This window comes from Paenibacillus lignilyticus (assembly GCF_017942085.1).
Lineage (GTDB): Bacteria > Bacillota > Bacilli > Paenibacillales > Paenibacillaceae > Paenibacillus_Z > Paenibacillus_Z lignilyticus.
In genome coordinates this window covers 78,659-95,211 of the sequence record NZ_JAGKSP010000011.1, presented here as the reverse complement: position 1 = coordinate 95,211, position 16,553 = coordinate 78,659, and the positions used below count along the sequence as shown (strand labels likewise).

Annotated in this window: 11 protein-coding genes; all 11 read left to right on the top strand. The window is 49.7% G+C overall.

Annotated features, from left to right (window positions below; translation table 11 throughout):
* The first annotated feature begins 205 nt into the window (after positions 1–205).
* The 11 genes from I8J30_RS22765 (at position 206) to I8J30_RS22715 (ending at position 16,553) form a co-directional block, all read left to right on the top strand.
* On the top strand, positions 206–1,123 hold the full coding sequence (locus tag I8J30_RS22765) for an ABC transporter permease (protein ID WP_240548296.1): 918 nt from the start codon (positions 206–208) through the stop codon (positions 1,121–1,123).
* The gene (locus I8J30_RS22760) at positions 1,124–2,038 is read left to right on the top strand and encodes a carbohydrate ABC transporter permease (protein ID WP_210662041.1); all 915 of its coding nucleotides are present in this window, start codon (positions 1,124–1,126) and stop codon (positions 2,036–2,038) included.
* A gap of 71 nt (positions 2,039–2,109) precedes the next feature.
* Positions 2,110–3,717, top strand: coding sequence for an extracellular solute-binding protein (locus I8J30_RS22755; protein WP_210662039.1), 1,608 nt, complete (start codon positions 2,110–2,112; stop codon positions 3,715–3,717).
* A gap of 217 nt (positions 3,718–3,934) precedes the next feature.
* Positions 3,935–4,942, top strand: a complete 1,008-nt coding sequence (locus tag I8J30_RS22750; RefSeq protein ID WP_210662037.1) for a LacI family DNA-binding transcriptional regulator — start codon at positions 3,935–3,937, stop codon at positions 4,940–4,942.
* Between the two features lie 192 nt (positions 4,943–5,134).
* Entirely contained in the window at positions 5,135–6,562 is a 1,428-nt protein-coding gene (locus I8J30_RS22745; RefSeq protein ID WP_210662035.1) for an ABC transporter substrate-binding protein, read from the top strand.
* An 85-nt stretch (positions 6,563–6,647) separates the two neighbouring features.
* Positions 6,648–9,623, top strand: coding sequence for an extracellular solute-binding protein (locus tag I8J30_RS22740; RefSeq protein ID WP_210662033.1), 2,976 nt, complete (start codon positions 6,648–6,650; stop codon positions 9,621–9,623).
* Positions 9,620–10,507, top strand: coding sequence for a carbohydrate ABC transporter permease (locus I8J30_RS22735; protein WP_210662031.1), 888 nt, complete (start codon positions 9,620–9,622; stop codon positions 10,505–10,507). The genes I8J30_RS22740 and I8J30_RS22735 overlap by 4 nt, the downstream gene beginning before the upstream one ends.
* A gap of 15 nt (positions 10,508–10,522) precedes the next feature.
* Positions 10,523–11,395, top strand: a complete 873-nt coding sequence (locus I8J30_RS22730; RefSeq protein ID WP_210662029.1) for a carbohydrate ABC transporter permease — start codon at positions 10,523–10,525, stop codon at positions 11,393–11,395.
* Between the two features lie 13 nt (positions 11,396–11,408).
* Positions 11,409–13,439 carry a YIP1 family protein gene (locus tag I8J30_RS22725; RefSeq protein WP_210662027.1) on the top strand — a complete coding sequence of 677 codons (2,031 nt, stop codon included), beginning with the start codon at positions 11,409–11,411 and terminating at the stop codon, positions 13,437–13,439.
* On the top strand, positions 13,426–15,693 hold the full coding sequence (locus I8J30_RS22720) for a DUF5696 domain-containing protein (RefSeq protein WP_210662025.1): 2,268 nt from the start codon (positions 13,426–13,428) through the stop codon (positions 15,691–15,693). Before I8J30_RS22725 ends, I8J30_RS22720 begins: the two co-directional genes overlap by 14 nt.
* Positions 15,693–16,553 (top strand): carbohydrate ABC transporter permease, encoded by an 861-nt coding sequence (locus I8J30_RS22715; protein WP_210662023.1) that lies wholly within the window; start codon positions 15,693–15,695, stop codon positions 16,551–16,553. The genes I8J30_RS22720 and I8J30_RS22715 overlap by 1 nt, the downstream gene beginning before the upstream one ends.

Sequence of the window (16,553 nt, the reverse complement as noted above, 5' to 3'; positions counted from 1 at the left end):
AGGTTCTTCTTGTGAAAATAGACAATGGTTATTTATTTTTGTCTATTTGTTAGATCTAAGGACAAAGAGCTCCTGAAAACTCCGAGTATAAGGACAAAAGCAGCTATGTTTTGTACATGGGAAGCGCTTTCATTTGCGGCTAATATATGTCTATACCAAACAGTACAGCAGGTAAGACGACATATGCATATTGGAGATGGTTCATTTGAACGGTACAGCGCTTTGGAAACGGATCATGCAGTATAAAATGTTTTATTTGTTCTTAGTGCCCGTTGTCGTCTATTATGCGATCTTCGCGTACATCCCCATGTACGGCGTCACGCTCTCCTTCAAGAAATTTATGTACAACAAGGGTATACTGGGCAGTCCGTGGGTGGGACTGGACAACTTCCGGTACATTTTCAAGTATTCCGACTTCTGGACCGCGTTCCAAAATACGATCGTCATCAGCATCGGCAGGCTGATCATCGAGTTTCCGATGGCCATTATCGTAGCGCTGCTGCTTAACGAGGTTGCAGGCTCCAAGCTGAAGAAGCTGTACCAAACCGTATTCACGTTTCCTCATTTCCTGTCTTGGGTCGTGCTTGGCGGTATTCTCGTTAATATCCTCGGTAACACGGGTGCGGTACATCTGGTGATTTCGCATCTTGGGCTTGAGAATGTCAGCTTGCTATCGGATCCGGATACGTTTAGAGGCTTGCTCTATACAACGAATATATGGAAAGAAGCGGGCTGGGGCGCGATTATCTATCTTGCCGCTATAGCGGGGATCAGTCCGGAGCTCTACGAAGCCGCTTATATGGATGGCGCGAATAGATGGAAGCAGATGCTTCACATTACATGGCCTTCCATTAACGGCGTTGCTGCGATGATGCTTATCCTGGCCGTCAGCGGGATTATGAACGGCGGCTTCGATCAAATTTTCAACCTGTACAGCCCCGGCGTTTACGATGTCGCGGACATTCTCGATACGTTTATGTACCGGCTCTCGTTCTCCGGCAGAGTCAATCTTGGTTTCGGCATTATTACGGCAGTCGGCCTGTTCAAGTCGGTTATCAGTTTGGCCCTCTTACTGCTTGCTAACTATTTCGTGAAACGTATGGGTCAGGAGGGGCTGATGTAAATGGCAGAAACTACGATTGTAAATCAGAACGCAGGAGCACAAGACGAGCATCGTTTGGCAAACAGGGGAAAGAGCAGTGCGGACGTCGTCCTGCATGCTATATTCATTCTCGCGGCGCTGGCAGCCATATTTCCTTTCTACACGGTATTGATCAGCTCTTTCGGAACGCCGACCGGCTTGATCTGGCCGACGGCCTTTACGCTTGAAGGCTATGAGCAAATTATTAAATACGGCGTCGGCAGAGCCTTTACGGTCTCGATATCCGTTACACTCATTGGAACGTTCCTCAGCTTGTTCCTAACGACGGTAGCCGCTTACGCATTAAGCAAGAGAGGCATGCCGGGCTGGAAATATATTATGGGCTTTATTATCTTCACCATGTTCTTCGGTGGCGGACTCATCCCGTATTACTTGACGATTAAGGGTGTTGGCTTGCAGAACAGCTACTGGGTGATGATTCTCCCATCGGCGCTCAATACGTTCTACATTTGGATTATGCTCTCCTTCTTCCGGGATTTCCCCTCAAGTCTGGAGGAGTCGGCTAAGATCGATGGGGCGGGCGATTTCGCGATTCTGATGCGCATCGTCATTCCGACCTCGATGCCTGTCATTGCGTCCATCTCGCTCTTCTACGCGGTGGATCGCTGGAACGACTGGTATACGCCGATGCTGTTCTTGACCGATGCGGACAAATATCCGATGCAGCTTATGCTGCGCAACATGTTGACCAGTATTTCTCAAATATTAAGCATGAATAACGGCGTATCGGTTATCGACCAATCGAAAGTGAAAATTCCGCAGGATTCGCTCAAAATGGCAGCCATTATGGTAACAAGCCTGCCGATCATGGCCGTTTATCCCTTCCTGCAAAAGTATTTCGCCAAGGGGGTGATGATCGGTTCGATCAAAGGATAACTCCTTTGAAGCTGATTACCAGTAACGGGGCCTTGAAAGAAGATACATTACTTGAGGGGGATATAAGAGATATGAAGAACAGAAAAGCTCTTACCGTAGGTCTTAGCACGGCGCTGCTTGCAACCGGTTTGCTGACAGGCTGTGGATCGAACAATGATACAGCGAATAACAACACAGGCAATACAGCGGCTACGAATAATGCTGCTTCGAACACAGGCAACGGCAATGCTGCGGAAGCTGATCTTTTCAAGGATCATCTGGAGGTGTCCATTGCGTACTTTGATATCGCATCTGCGATTAAAGAGGGCCAAGAGGACGACCTGCTGAAGATGATTCAAGAGAAATTCAATATTACCATTAAACCGGTTAACGAATCGTGGAGCGATTACTCCGACAGAACTAAGCTGTGGGCCGCTTCCGGTCAACTGCCCGATGCCTTCTTCTCGGATGCAACAAGCGGCGACTTGTTCAATCAATGGGTAGATCAAGGCATCATTAAAGCGCTGCCTGACGATATGAGCAAATTCCCGAATCTGAAGAAATATATCGATCTTCCGGATGTTCAAGGCGCGAATGCAGCCGACGGCAAGAGTTACTTCGTGCCAAGGATGCTCGCTAACCGCAATGAGCTGCCGAATGACCGCGGTATTCTGATCCGTAAGGATTGGATGGAAGAGCTGGGTCTCAAAGATCCAACGACATACGATGAACTGAAAAACGTATTGAAAACGATAGCCGACAAAAAAGGCGTTATCGGTCTTACCACAAACAATATCGGTTGGACGCACGACAGCGTCTTCCACAACGTCGCTCCGGGCGGCGGCTGGTGGCAGAAGGTAGATGGCAAATGGATTCCGGGCTGGATGACGGACGGATATGCCGAAGTGGTTGAACGTGAGCGCGATCTGTTCAAATCCGGTCTGATGGATAAGGACTTTGCTGTTCCTAATATGGACGCCGACGGCAAGTTTAACCAAGGTAAGGCAGCTGCAATCGTAACAACGGTGAAAACGATGACAGGCATGATTCCGGGCTGGACGGCAGCTAATCCGGGTTCGAAAATCATCGACCATGTCAAAATCTTGCCGAACATCCCGGCAGCCGATGGCAAGAACTACCTGTACGGTTATTTCGACTACTGGTCCGGCACGCTCTTTAACGGAGAAGTCAGCGACGAGAAGCAAGAGCGCATTCTTGCCCTGCTTGATTGGCTCGCTTCGCCGGAAGGCCAGAAGACGGTATTCTACGGTCTTGAAGGCGTGGATTGGGAGCCGAACGGCGATAAAATCATTAACAAGCATGCAGGCGAGAAGGATTTCGATCTAGCTAAGAAGTACCCGTCCACAACGGTGTTCAACGGTCTGTCCATCTGGACGGATGGCGTGCGCTACATCGATGGTTACGGTTCGACGGAGACGGAGCAGGTTCAACAATATCTGGACGGCGTTGAGGCGGAAGCGCTCAAAACCGGAGAGAAAGCGCCAGTAAACTGGGTTGTCAATTCGTATGCAAGCTCGCTTAGCACGGGCGGCGGAGACATCGATGGCTTGGTAACGAAGCTGGTCATGGGCAACGATGACATTAAAGCAGCGCTCAAGCAATTTGCCGATGAGCAAATGGGACTTGGCTTGCAGGATGCCATCGATAAAGTGAACGAGAAGTTCAAGGATGAGAACTAAATAGACATTAATTTGGAGTGGAAGCCTGATTTCAGGTTTCCACTCTATCCTTTTAGGTTCGTGGTAAGGCGCAACGAAAATGGCTTTGAAACAAAATATTGAAATCGTTTTCAAAGGATGGTATCTTAAAACTAAGGCACCAAAAAAAGCGTATTCATGACTGTATCTACCAGTCACTGATTGGGTGTCATAAACTTAGAGAAAAGGCGAATGCATAATGGACATTAAGATTGTAGATGTCGCAAAAATCGCTAACGTTTCTCAAGCGACGGTTTCCCGGGTGCTTAACAACAATCCGATCGTGAAACCGAAAACGAGAGACGCGGTTCTCAAAGTCATTGAGGACCTGAAGTATGTCCCGCATGCTGCAGCCAAGAATTTAAGGCAGCAGAAAACGATGACCATTGGCGTTATCGTGTCGGACATTAAGGTTTCCTACAATGCGGACATCGTGAAGGGCATTCAGAATAAGGCTTACTCGCAGAAGTATAAAGTCGTTATCTGTGATACCCAGAACGATATGGAGATCGAGCGGGAATATCTGCGTCTGCTCACGGATCGGAGTGTCGATTGCCTGATACTGGTCGCCTCGCTGCTGCCGGAGAAGGAAGTGCTGAACGTTGCCGAGAGAGGCTATATGGTTGGCCTTGTCGGTCGCAGCATTGATCATGAGAACGTGTTTAGCGTACATACGGACAATGTGAAAGCAGCCAAAGAAGCGGTTGAGCATTTGATTGCGCAAGGGCATCGGGATATCGTTTTCCTTAGCGGCTATGCCAATGCAAAGGACAGCTATGATCGCCTGGAAGGGTACATTAAAGCTTTAGGCGCACATGGAATACCTTTTCGGCCGGAGCTTGTCGAGAATGGCAACTTCAACGAAACCGGCGGTTATGCGGCGATGAAGCGGCTGAAGGGGAAGGGTGCAGTGTTCACGGCCATTTTCTCGGCCAATGACGAAATGGCGCTCGGTGTATACGAATACTGCAATGAAGCGGGGATCAGCATTCCGAGCGAATTGGCGATTATCGGCGTCGATAACGACAGGGTATCCAAGTATTTGACCCCTTCGTTAAGTACGATTAATCAACCGAAGAATGACATGGGCTCATTAATCGCGGATAAACTGATCCGCAGCATGAACGGCGTGTTTGATTTGCCTCGCGTATCAATCGTGGAGTCTCAATTGATCGTGCGTCAGTCATCGGAGTTTAATAGAGCGTGACAATGCGTTTCTATTGAGTGAAATTGAAATCGATTTCACTAAAATATCGGCCATAAGTCCTATTGAATCGTTTCTAATGGATTAATTAATGAAATCGATTCCATAAATTCTGAAGGCAAACGGCCTTCCGTTGCTATCGGATACATTACACTTTATGTGTGTATCAACATAAATCGAAGTGGGGGATTCTCAATGAAATCCGGCAAGTTTATCACTGTGTTTATGATTCTCGCTGTTGTATTGACGATGTTAGCAGGATGCTCAGGGAAGAACAATTCGACCGAGAATGCCGCTGATAATACAGCGAGCACGGAGCCGGCTAATGAACCGGCAACCGAAGCAACGAACGCACCGGAAGAGAAGCCGGCATGGATGACGGAGAAGTTTACGTTGAAATACGCTGACGGCGGCGACAGCAAGATCGAAGATGACATGATGAAGGCTTTTATGGAGAAATATCCGAACATCACCGTCGAGCATGACAAGAGCATCACGTTCCCGCCTGAGCCTACGCTGACGGCAGCAGCAGCTGCAGGCACGATGCCGGACGTTTTCGGGATGAAAGATATCCCGCTGGCGATTACAAGCGATTGGCTGCTCGATCTGAGCCCTTACTGGGATAAAGACGAGGAGTCCAAGCAGGTGTATAAGAACCTTGCCGAAATGGCCGTATTTAACGGAAAACGTTATGCGATGGCAAACTTCCAATTCGCGGAAGGCGTATTCGTGAATAAAACGTTGTTTGAGAAAAACAATGTGCCATTGCCAAGTTACAACTGGACGTTCGACGAAATGATCGATTTGGCGAAGAAGTTCTCGAAGCCGGATCAACATTACTATGGTATCGGCGGACCTTGGGGCGATCTGGCTTTCCAAGAGTGGGTACCTATGAACAACGACAACGAAATCGGTTGGAACACGTATGACGGAGAGAAGTTCCACTTCACGAACCAGCAGTGGATCGACGCATACAACTTGAAACTAGAGCTTCGCCGCACGAAGGTCGATGATGTGATGACAGGCGAAGAGAAGAAGAAGCTATGGGGCGACGAAGGCTCGTGGACATTCCAAAAAGGACATGTTGCGATGGCAGTCGATTTCTCTTGGAACATGGGCTGGATTCCGGGCGAGATGAAGAAAGGCGGCGCAGGGGATGTTGATTTCTATCCGATGCCTGCCGGCAAAGCAGGTCAACGCATTCCGACTATCGTAGACTTCGTAGGTGTTTCCTCTACGACTAAATATCCTGAAGCGGCTTACGAGCTTGCTAAATTCATGACTTGGGGCCAAGAAGGTTTCTTGAAGCGCATCGACATCGAGAAAGCAGCCGGACAGCCAGTTACGAAGTATCCGGTAGCCGATCAACCTGAAGTATGGGCGAAGCTGGAAGCCAACCTGACTTTGCCGGGCGAGAAAGAAGTCATGAAGCTGATGTCTAACGCGGTTCCATATCCGATTGTTCCGGGCTGGAATGATTTCGCGGCATGGGATACCGAGAACAAGTTCACGGAGAAGCTGATGTCCGGTGAATATAAAGTCGCTGACAAAGCCAAAGAATTCGAGGATAAAGTAAACGAGTTTGTTGCGAGCGCAAGAGCGAAGATGCTCGAGAATCAATAAATTTCATAGCAAATGTCGCCCATAAGTGTGAAAGATAACCTCTTTCACACTTATGGCATTAATAAGCATAGGTAGGGAAGAGACTATGAAAAAACCGTTTCGCACTTTATTTTCAACATCGCTCATCGCATCTCTTATTATCGGGGCTTGTCATCCGCTGACGGCTGCAGCTGAAGGCGAAGCTGCCGCCAATGAACAATCTGCGCCGGCCAAGGCTGGGACCGCCGAAATGAACCAGCTTGAGAAAACCTATTCTCAAATGCTGAAGGAATGGTCAAAAGTTCCTGTCATTCCGCATGTTGACCAGCTCGTGGAACCCAGTGCGGATCCCCTAAACAAAGACCTTGTTGTCGCAAAGTCGGGCAGCCAAGGTTATCCATCCGAAACCGTGCGACTGTCGCAAGGCTCGCAAGTGACCGTTCAGGTCGAAGTCGATCAAGAAGGCCTCTACCAAATTGGATTTGATTATCTTGTAACCGATGACGGCATTATGCCGACGGAAGGTTATATTCAGGTCAATCACAGCTATCCGTTCTATGAAAGCCGTAGAATTCTGTTCCCTAATTTGTGGGAGAACCAGCTGCTCAAAGAAAAGTACGACCGTTACGGTAATGAATTGCTGCCCCGTCCGGAGAAGGTGAAAGTATGGCAGCATACATACGCGATAGACGCGAGCTACCTGTTTATGAAACCGCTTAAGTACAAATTGAACAAAGGCTTAAATACCATAACCATTGCTAGTACAAGAGGAGATTTGCTGCTGGGCGACATCACAGTAGACTCCCCTTCTGAGATAGATAGCTATGAGACGTATTCGAATCAGCAAAGGGACGCGTCAGACGACAACAAGGACATGCATACACCGATTGTCATCGAAGCAGAGAGCCCGAAGTATAAGAACAGCTCCTCGATGCGGGCAGTTCCCGTCACTGAGCCGGGCATGACCCCGTACGATACGAAGAGACAGCTGCTTAATGCGTTTGGCGGCTCATGGATGGACGGAGGACAAGCCGCTTCATGGGAAATCGATGCCCCGCAGGATGGCTACTACAAGATCGCTATGAAATATAAGCAGGACGCTTTGAAAGGCATGCCTGTTTTTCGTGAAATTAAAGTAGACGGTATAGTCCCTTTCCAAGAGGCAGCGCATAGTGCGTTTCTCTACAGTAAGAAATGGCAGAACGAGACACTGGGAGCGGACGGCGAGCCTTATGAGTTCTACTTGACCAAGGGCAAGCATCTATTCACGATGACTGTTGATTTAGATCCGATTAGGCCGCTGATCGAAGATATTGAGAGCCAGATGAAAAAAATCAGCCGGCTGTCGCTGGAGATCAAGAAGCTGACCGGCAATCGCATGGATGCTTATCGGGATTGGAATTTGACCGAGTATATTCCGAACCTGGATCAAACGCTGAGCGCATGGGCAGATCAGCTTGATCAGGCGTACATCACAATTCAGAAGCTTAATCCTGATATGGATGAAATCGTCGAATTGATCAACCTCAGGACGGCGGCGAAGCAGCTTCGTTCGCTTGCAGAAGCACCGGATAAGCTGCCTAATCGAATGCCTCTATTCTCGGAAGGCGGGTCCTCCGTATCCCAATTGCTCGGCGACCTGCTGCAGCGTGTTTCGCAATCTCCGATGCTGATCGACAAACTCTATGTTTACCAGCAAGGGAACCTCCCGAAGGCAAACGCAGGTTTATTCACTCGCTTGAAAGAGTCGGTTAAACGGTTCTTCCTTTCGTTTACGAAACAGTCGTATTCCGCCTCGGCCAAGTCGAGCTCCGAGCTGAACGTGTGGATCAACCGCTCAAGACCTGAAGTCGAGCTGATGCAGAAGCTCATCGATGAGGAATTTACGCCGGAGACGGGGGTTGCGGTCAAGCTCTCGATCATGCCGGATCAGAATAAGCTTGTTCTGGCTAACGCCACGGGGAGTCAGCCGGATGCAGCGCTTGGCGTAGAGAGCTGGATTCCTTATGATCTTGCCGTCCGTAATGCGGCAGTCGACCTGCGCAAATTCGATGATTTCGATCAAGTCGTGAAGCCTTTCTCCAAAGGCATGATGATTCCGCTTGCCTATGGGAACGGCATCTATGCGCTTCCGGAGACGCAGAACTTCTGGGTGATGTTTTACCGCAAGGATATTCTGGATAATTTGAAGCTTGCCGTGCCGGACACTTGGGATGATGTCGTCAATATGCTGCCCGAATTGCAGCGCTTAGGCATGAACTTCTTTGATCCGCTTGCCCAGTACAAAGGCTTTAAACCGCTCAATGCTACGACCCCGTTCATCTATCAGGCGAACGGCGAGTTGTTTAACAGCGAAGGAACGAAGACGGCGATAAACAGCGAGCAGGCGCTGAAGGGCATTAAATTCATGACCGACCTGTTTACCATCTATAACCTGCCGCAGGATGTACCGAGCTTCTACCAGCACTTCCGGAATGGAACGCTGCCGATCGGCATTTCTGATTTAACGAGCTACCTGCAGCTTAGAGCGGCTGCTCCGGAAATTGCGAACAGCTGGAAGGTCGCGCTTCACCCCGGCATGCTCCAAGACGGTGTCGTGCAGCGGTGGTCTCCGGCCGGCGGCGCGACAGGCATGATCTTTAAAGGATCCAAGCATGAGGATGAGGCATGGACATTCCTGAAATGGTGGGTTTCCACGAGCGTTCAGGTGGAATATGCGAACCTGCAGCAGACGACGTTTGGCCCGCTGTTCATGTGGAACAGCGCGAATATGGATGCTTTTGCCCAGTCCGCATGGCCGGAGGAAGATAAGCAGGTCATTCTCGAGCAGAGCAAGTGGGTACGCGAAGCTTCGCGTGTACCGGGCGCTTATATGGTTGAACGGGAACTCAGCAATGTGTATAACAGCGTCGTGTTCAGCGGAGATAATCCGCGTACCGCTATCGATGATTCCGTCATTCGGGCGAATCGCGAGATCGATAAGAAGATGGAGGAATTCGGGTTCTACAAGGACGGCAAACTCGTGAAACCAAACCCGGTCCCGACAATCAATACGATAGATAAGTGGGTTGAAAAGAAATGAAGAAACCAAAAAAATACGAAGCTTATTGGTATTTATCGCCTTATCTTCTGATGTTCTTCATGTTTATCGTCGTTCCCGTCTTAGTCGCGATCTACCTGTCGTTTACGAGCTTCAATACGATCGAGCTGCCCAAGTGGATCGGCTTCAAGAATTTCACGGCAATCTTTACGCAGGACGACGTGTTTATGCAGAACGTCCTTCCCAATACGATTAAGTTTGCGCTTATCGTAGGGCCGGGCGGCTATGTCATCTCGTTTCTGCTCGCTTGGATGCTTGCGCAAATTTCGCCCAAACCGCGGACAATACTGGCGCTGATCATTTATTCCCCGTCGATGACAATCGGCGTCGCGATGACGGTCGTTTGGTCGATCTTCTTCAGTGGGGATCAGACCGGCTATCTGAACGCCTTCTTGATGCGCATCGGACTCATTAATATGCCGATTCAGTGGCTGCAGTCGCCGGAGTACTTGATGTCGATCATGATTATCGTTTCGTTATGGGGCAGCATGGGCGTAGGTTTCCTTGCGATGCTTGCCGGCGTGCTGAACATCGATCAATCGATCTACGAGGCCGGCTATATCGACGGCATCAAGAATCGATTCCAAGAAATCATTCATATTACGATTCCGTCCATGAAACCGCAAATGCTGTTCGGCGCCGTTATGGCGGTCGTGACGACCTTTCAATCCGGCGATCTCGGGGTGCAGCTCTCAGGCGGCAACCCGACACCGCAGAATTCCGGGCAGGTAATGGTCAATCATATTGCCGATTATGGATTAATTCGCTATGAGATGGGCTACGCCTCAGCATTGTCGGTTATTTTGCTGGTTGGCATCTATGGATTGTCCAAGCTGTCCTGGAGGCTGTTTGGCGAGAAAGATTAAGAGGAGGTGCGCTGCATGTCTTATCAAGGCACAAAAATAAATCCGTCAAAATTCCACCCTAGCCAATTGAAATTCTACGTCATCTTAATTCCGCTTGCGATGGTGATGATGCTTCCGATCGTGTTTATCGTGTTTCATGCATTCAAGCCGGTCAATGAGCTGTTCGCGTTTCCGCCTCAATTTCTCGTTCATCATCCAACGCTTGCGAACTTTCAGCAGCTTGCGGGATTTACGGGCGATTCGGGGATTCCGTTCAGCCGGTATGTATTCAATAGCTTGTTCGTGACCCTAAGCGTCATGTTTCTATCGGTATTCATCAGCTCCTTGGCGGCATACACCTTGTCCAAAATGAAATTCAAGCTGCGTGCGACATTGTTTGAGATTAATACGGTGGCACTCATGTTTGTTCCCATTGCCGTGCAGATCCCGCGGTTTCTGGTCGTGGACGAGAGCGGCATCATGGACACCTATTTGGCGCATATTTTGCCGCTGCTGGCAATGCCGATCGGTCTGTTCCTGCTCAAGCAGTTCATCGATCAGGTGCCGGATGAATTGAAGGAAGCGGCGGTAATGGACGGAGCAGGCGAGTTTCTCGTATTCCGCAAAGTAATCATTCCGGTCATTAAGCCGGCTTTGGCAACTGTAGCGATTCTGGCGTTTCAGGCAGTCTGGAATAACCTAGATACATCGTCGTACTACGTGAACGATGAGAGCATGAAAACGGTGGGCTTCTATATGAGCACGCTGGTCAGCACGAATGGGAACACGGTTGCCGGCCAAGGGATGTCTGCTGCCGCATCGCTGCTGATGTTCCTGCCGAATTTAATTATCTTTATCTTCTTGCAAAGCAAGGTCATGAACACCATGGCACATTCCGGATTGAAGTAGGCAGGAGGCACTCATGAGAACGCGTTTATTATCCCTATCCATGCTTATGGCTGCATTTGCAATCTGCCTATCGTTATTCCCGGGCTTTGCACATGCGGAAGCAACCTATAAAACCTATTCGCAAGATGCGTTCCGGACACCCGATGCCTACGAGCCGGTAGGTGCGATCGAGAAAGCCGGGGACACCGATTTCTTGGGGCCATCGGATATATATATAGATGAGAAGGACGTCCTCTATGTCGCGGATACGGGGAACAAACGAATTGTCGAGCTTACGCGAGACGGCAAGCTGCTTCGCACGATCGGCGCGGACGTGCTCCAATCGCCAACAGGCGTATTCGTGGATGCGAAAGGCGCGATCTTCGTAGCGGACAACGGGTTGGAACAAGTCTTAAAGTTCAACGGCGAAGGTGCCGTGGTGCAGAAATTTGGAAGGCCCGACTCGCCCTTGTACGGTAAAAGCACGCCGTTTAAGCCGATGAAGGTTACCGTAGATAAACGGGGAAACGTCTATATCATTAGCGAGGGCACGACCAACGGAGTCATTCAAATGAGTCCGGCCGGCGACTTCGTAGGCTTCTTCGGAACCAACCAAACCCAGCCGACGTTGAAGCTGAGGCTGCAGCGGTTCTTCTTCACCGAGAAGCAGATGGAGAAGCTGTTCAAGAGCGTACCGAACACGCCAACGAACATCGCCATCGATGCAAAAGGATTAGTGTACACCGTTACGCAGGGAGATGCGAGCGAGTCGATCAAACGGCTGAACATTTCCGGGTATAACCTGCTTCCCTCGGGGATATTCTGGGATCCCACCTATACGGACATGTTCGTTTCCGCCAGCGGCAATATATTCTTAGTCAGTCAGAAGGGTTATTTCTATGAGATCAGCTCCGAAGGCGACTTGCTGTTCCAATCCGGCTCGCCGGACGACGGCAAATCACGCAGAGGGTTGCTGTTGAACGGGTCGGGCATCGCGCTTGACTCCGGAGATCATATCTACATTACGGATAAAGAACGAAATATCATCCAAGTGTACGAACCGACCGAATTCGCGGATCTGGTTCATCGTGCACTGGACCTGTACAAGGAAGGTTTCTATGTGAAGAGCCAGCAGCCGTGGCACGAAGTGGATCAACGAAACAGCCTATTCTTCCTGGCGCACAGAGGGCTCGGAGATGCCTATATCAAACAGCAGCGGTACGCGGATGCGATGGACGAATATAAGAAAGCAAACGATGTCGGCGGCTATTCCGACGCCTTCTGGGAGATTCGCAATCGCTGGCTGCAGCAGCACCTGCTGAATGTCATTTTAATTATCATCGGCCTCATGCTGCTGCGCTCGATTTTGCGATGGATCCATCGCAAAACGGGGGTATTCGGAGCGGTAATTCGCGCAAACAGACGCATGCTTAATATCCGAATTATCCAAGAGCTGCTCTTCCTATTCCGCTTCATCAAGAAACCGATGGACGGCATTTATGGCATGAAAGAAGAGAGCAGAACATCCAATCTATCAGCAACGCTGCTTTATGCGCTGCTTCTGATCGAATATGTATTCACGCTGTATAATACCGGCTTTATCTTCAATCAAGCGGATTCGACCTCCATTAACCTGACCAAAGAGCTGGCGATGTTGATCGTGCCGCTTGCGGTCTGGGTAATTTCGAACTACTTGGTCAGCACGATCAGCGAAGGTGAAGGGAAATTCTCTGAGGTTTATCAAGGGACGATCTACTCCCTGGCCCCTTATCTGATCTTTCATCCGTTTGTCGTGATCGCATCCAACTGGCTGACGCTGAATGATTCGTTTCTGTTTAGTTTCGCGAATACGATCATCACGGCATGGTGCGCCATTCTTCTCTTTATCATGGTAAAGGAAGTGCACGACTACACGATTCGGGAAACGTTCCGCAATTTATTCATTACGTTGTTCACGATGCTCATCGTCAGTTTGGTCGTCTTTATCGTGTACGTCATTTTACATCAGGTTTACGACTTCGGTTACTCTGTCATTCAGGAGATGATTACGCGTGCGGAACTATAAATGGATAAAACGTCTGCTATCACTCGGATTGATAGCCGCATGCGTGGCATTCTTTGCACATCTTTATATGGGCGGGTCTTCGAAGGAACAAGAGGATACGGCTTCCCCCGAAGTGCTGGCAGCCGCTTTCCCGGACAAGCCTGCTGCGCAAAGTCCGCTTTCTTCCGACTATATGCAGGTAGCCGAGAACGAGCAGCTGATCTTGAAGCTGAAGGAAGACACGCTGGGCATTCAAGTGGTCAATAAACGGTCCGGCTATGTCTGGGCTTCCGATATCGCCAAGCCGGATGCGAACGAGTTGTGGCTGAATTTTATCCATTCGGCGATTTCCATTGATTATTTCAATAAGGCCGACAACAACCCGATACGCACGGATCTGACCAGTCAAACGAACAAGAGCGTGCGAGTGAAGCCGATCGATCAAGGCTTTCAGGCGACGATTCGCTTCAACGATCTGAAGATCGGCATGGACCTGGTCGTGAAGCTTGAAGGCAGTCAAGTTGTCGTTAATGTTCCGCAGAAGAGCATTATCGAAGGGGCAGACAGCAAGCTTGCTTCGTTGTTTCTGTATCCGTTTCTCGGCGCAACGAAAGGCGGCGATATCGACGGCTACATGTTCATCCCGGACGGGTCAGGCGCGTTAATCAAGTATGCAGACAATAAAGGCAAATACAAAACCCAATATGAGACGAAAATCTACGGTGCGAATAACGGGGTAGAAATTGCGCGGGTAGCGGACAATCTCAAGGACGGCGCGAAGGAACCTTATACGGCACAGTTTCCCGTCTTCGGCATGGTCCATGGGGAAGGACAGCATGCAATGCTTGGGATTGTAGAGAATGGCCGCTATAATGCCAAGATTCTCGGCTACGCCAATGGCGTCAATACGCCTTATAACTGGGCGACTGCGCAGTTTCTCATCCGTGAATCCTATTTGCAGCCGACAAGCCGCACGATGGGCGGAATCGTCGTCTATGAGAAGAACCGCAATCCGGAAGATATGCGGCTTCGCTACTCCTTCCTAGAGGGAGAAGACGCCGGCTATATCGGCATGGCGAACGACTACCGCAATTATTTGATCAAGCAGGGAGCTTTCCCGGCTGAGCCGCAGCCTGCGGCGGAGAATGATATTCCGATTCATTTGGACGTCCTTGGTGCGGAAACGGAGAAAGGATTATTCGTAAATGGCATTATTCCCATGACAACGGCGGCGCAGCTTGAATCCATGGTGGATGAGCTCCATACCGAAGGCGTTAAACGGCCATCGGTTGTGTATAAAGGCTGGAACAAAGGCGGGGTATCGGGCACGAATCCTGCTCCGGTCAGCTTCGAATCGGCACTCGGATCGGCAGCGGATTTTGCCGGACTGAACGATCGCATTGCAGAGTTAGGCGGCAAGCTTTATTACTACGCGGATTTCACGACCGCTTATAAAGAATCGAAGCACTTCTCTGCGCGCGCAGGGGCTGCGAGAAAACTGGATAAGTCGCTGCTGACGCTTCCGACTTATCAGGAAGTATACCCTTCTATGTATTACATGTCGGCTGACTATGCGCAGCAGGTCGTGCGCGATAATCTCGGCAAGTACAGCAAGAAGGGAATCGGCTCGGTTGCAGTGGATATTACGCCATTTGAGCTCTTCTCCGAGCGGGTAGACAGCACGGTTTCAAGCCGCAGCCAAACCGCTGCAGCCTATGACAAGCTTATGGGCATGCTCAAACCGGCCATGACATCGATGGCGATGTATCAGCCAAACGATTATATGCTCCGCTATGCAGATGAGCTGCTCAATATACCGATGCACTCCTCGCAGTATACGTATACGAGTGAAGAAGTGCCGTTTGAGCAAATCGTGCTGAAGGGGTACAGGAACTATTTTGCCGAGCCGATCAACTTCTTCGCCAACCCGCGTAAAGAAGTGCTCAAAATGATCGAAACCGGCTCGTATCCTTCCTATTATTTAACGAGCGAGCCGTCTTTCCGATTGATGCACACCAATTCCAGCGATGTGTACGCGTCGTCGTTTGCGGATTGGAAAGAAAATATTGTGAGCACGTACAAGATGGTCAACGATGCGCTGAAACCTGTACAATACGCCACCATGAAGAAACGCGAATGGCTTACAGACGGCGTTGTCCAGGTTACGTATTCAAACGGAAAAGCATTGATCGTGAATTATAACGGCCAATCCTATGACAGCAAGAACGGCTCCGTGCCGGCACTGGGGTTTAAAGTAATGGAGGTGAATCCGTAATGGCCGCCATTCGAATGACGAATAAACGGAGAAAAGCACTTGTCGGTACGGCATTCGTCGCGCCTTGGATCCTCGGATTCTTCTTATTCGCCCTGCGGCCGATGATTTACTCGTTGTACTTAAGCTTTCAGAAGGTGAAGGTAACGCCGCTTGGCATCAAGACCGATTATGTGGGCTGGGACAACTACAAATACGCGTTTGTGTCGGATGCTACTTTCGTCGAGAAAGTGCTCCACTATTTACGAGATATGGCGCTTAATGTGCCGATTATCGTGACCTTCTCCCTGATCATTGCCATGCTGATCAATCAGAAGATTAACTTCCGCGGCGTGTTCCGGACGATCTTCTTCTTGCCGGTTATCATTACGAGCGGCCCGGTTATCAATGAACTGCTCAGCCAAGGCGTGACCACAATACCGAACATCGAATCCTACGGCATGTTCGCGCTGGTGAAGGAAAGCTTGTCGCCTGCCGTTGCCGGTCCCGTGATGTATTTGTTCAAACAGATCATTATGGTGCTCTGGTTCTCAGGCGTGCAAATTTTGATTTTCTTGGCCGGGCTGCAAAAGGTCGACCATGCGCTCTATGAAGCCGCGAGAATCGACGGCGCTTCGCGCTGGGAGATGTTCTGGAAGCTGACGCTTCCGATGCTGATGCCGCTTGTGGTCGTCAATTTCATTTATACGATCGTCTATATCTCGACCTTCGCGCTGAATGAAATTATCGCCATGATTCGAGACAACATGTTCAATACATCGACCGGATTCGGCTATGCAACGGCGATCGCATGGATTTATTTCTTGATTATCGCCATCGTATTAGGCATCTGGACGGCACTTCTGCGCACGAGAAAGAGTTAG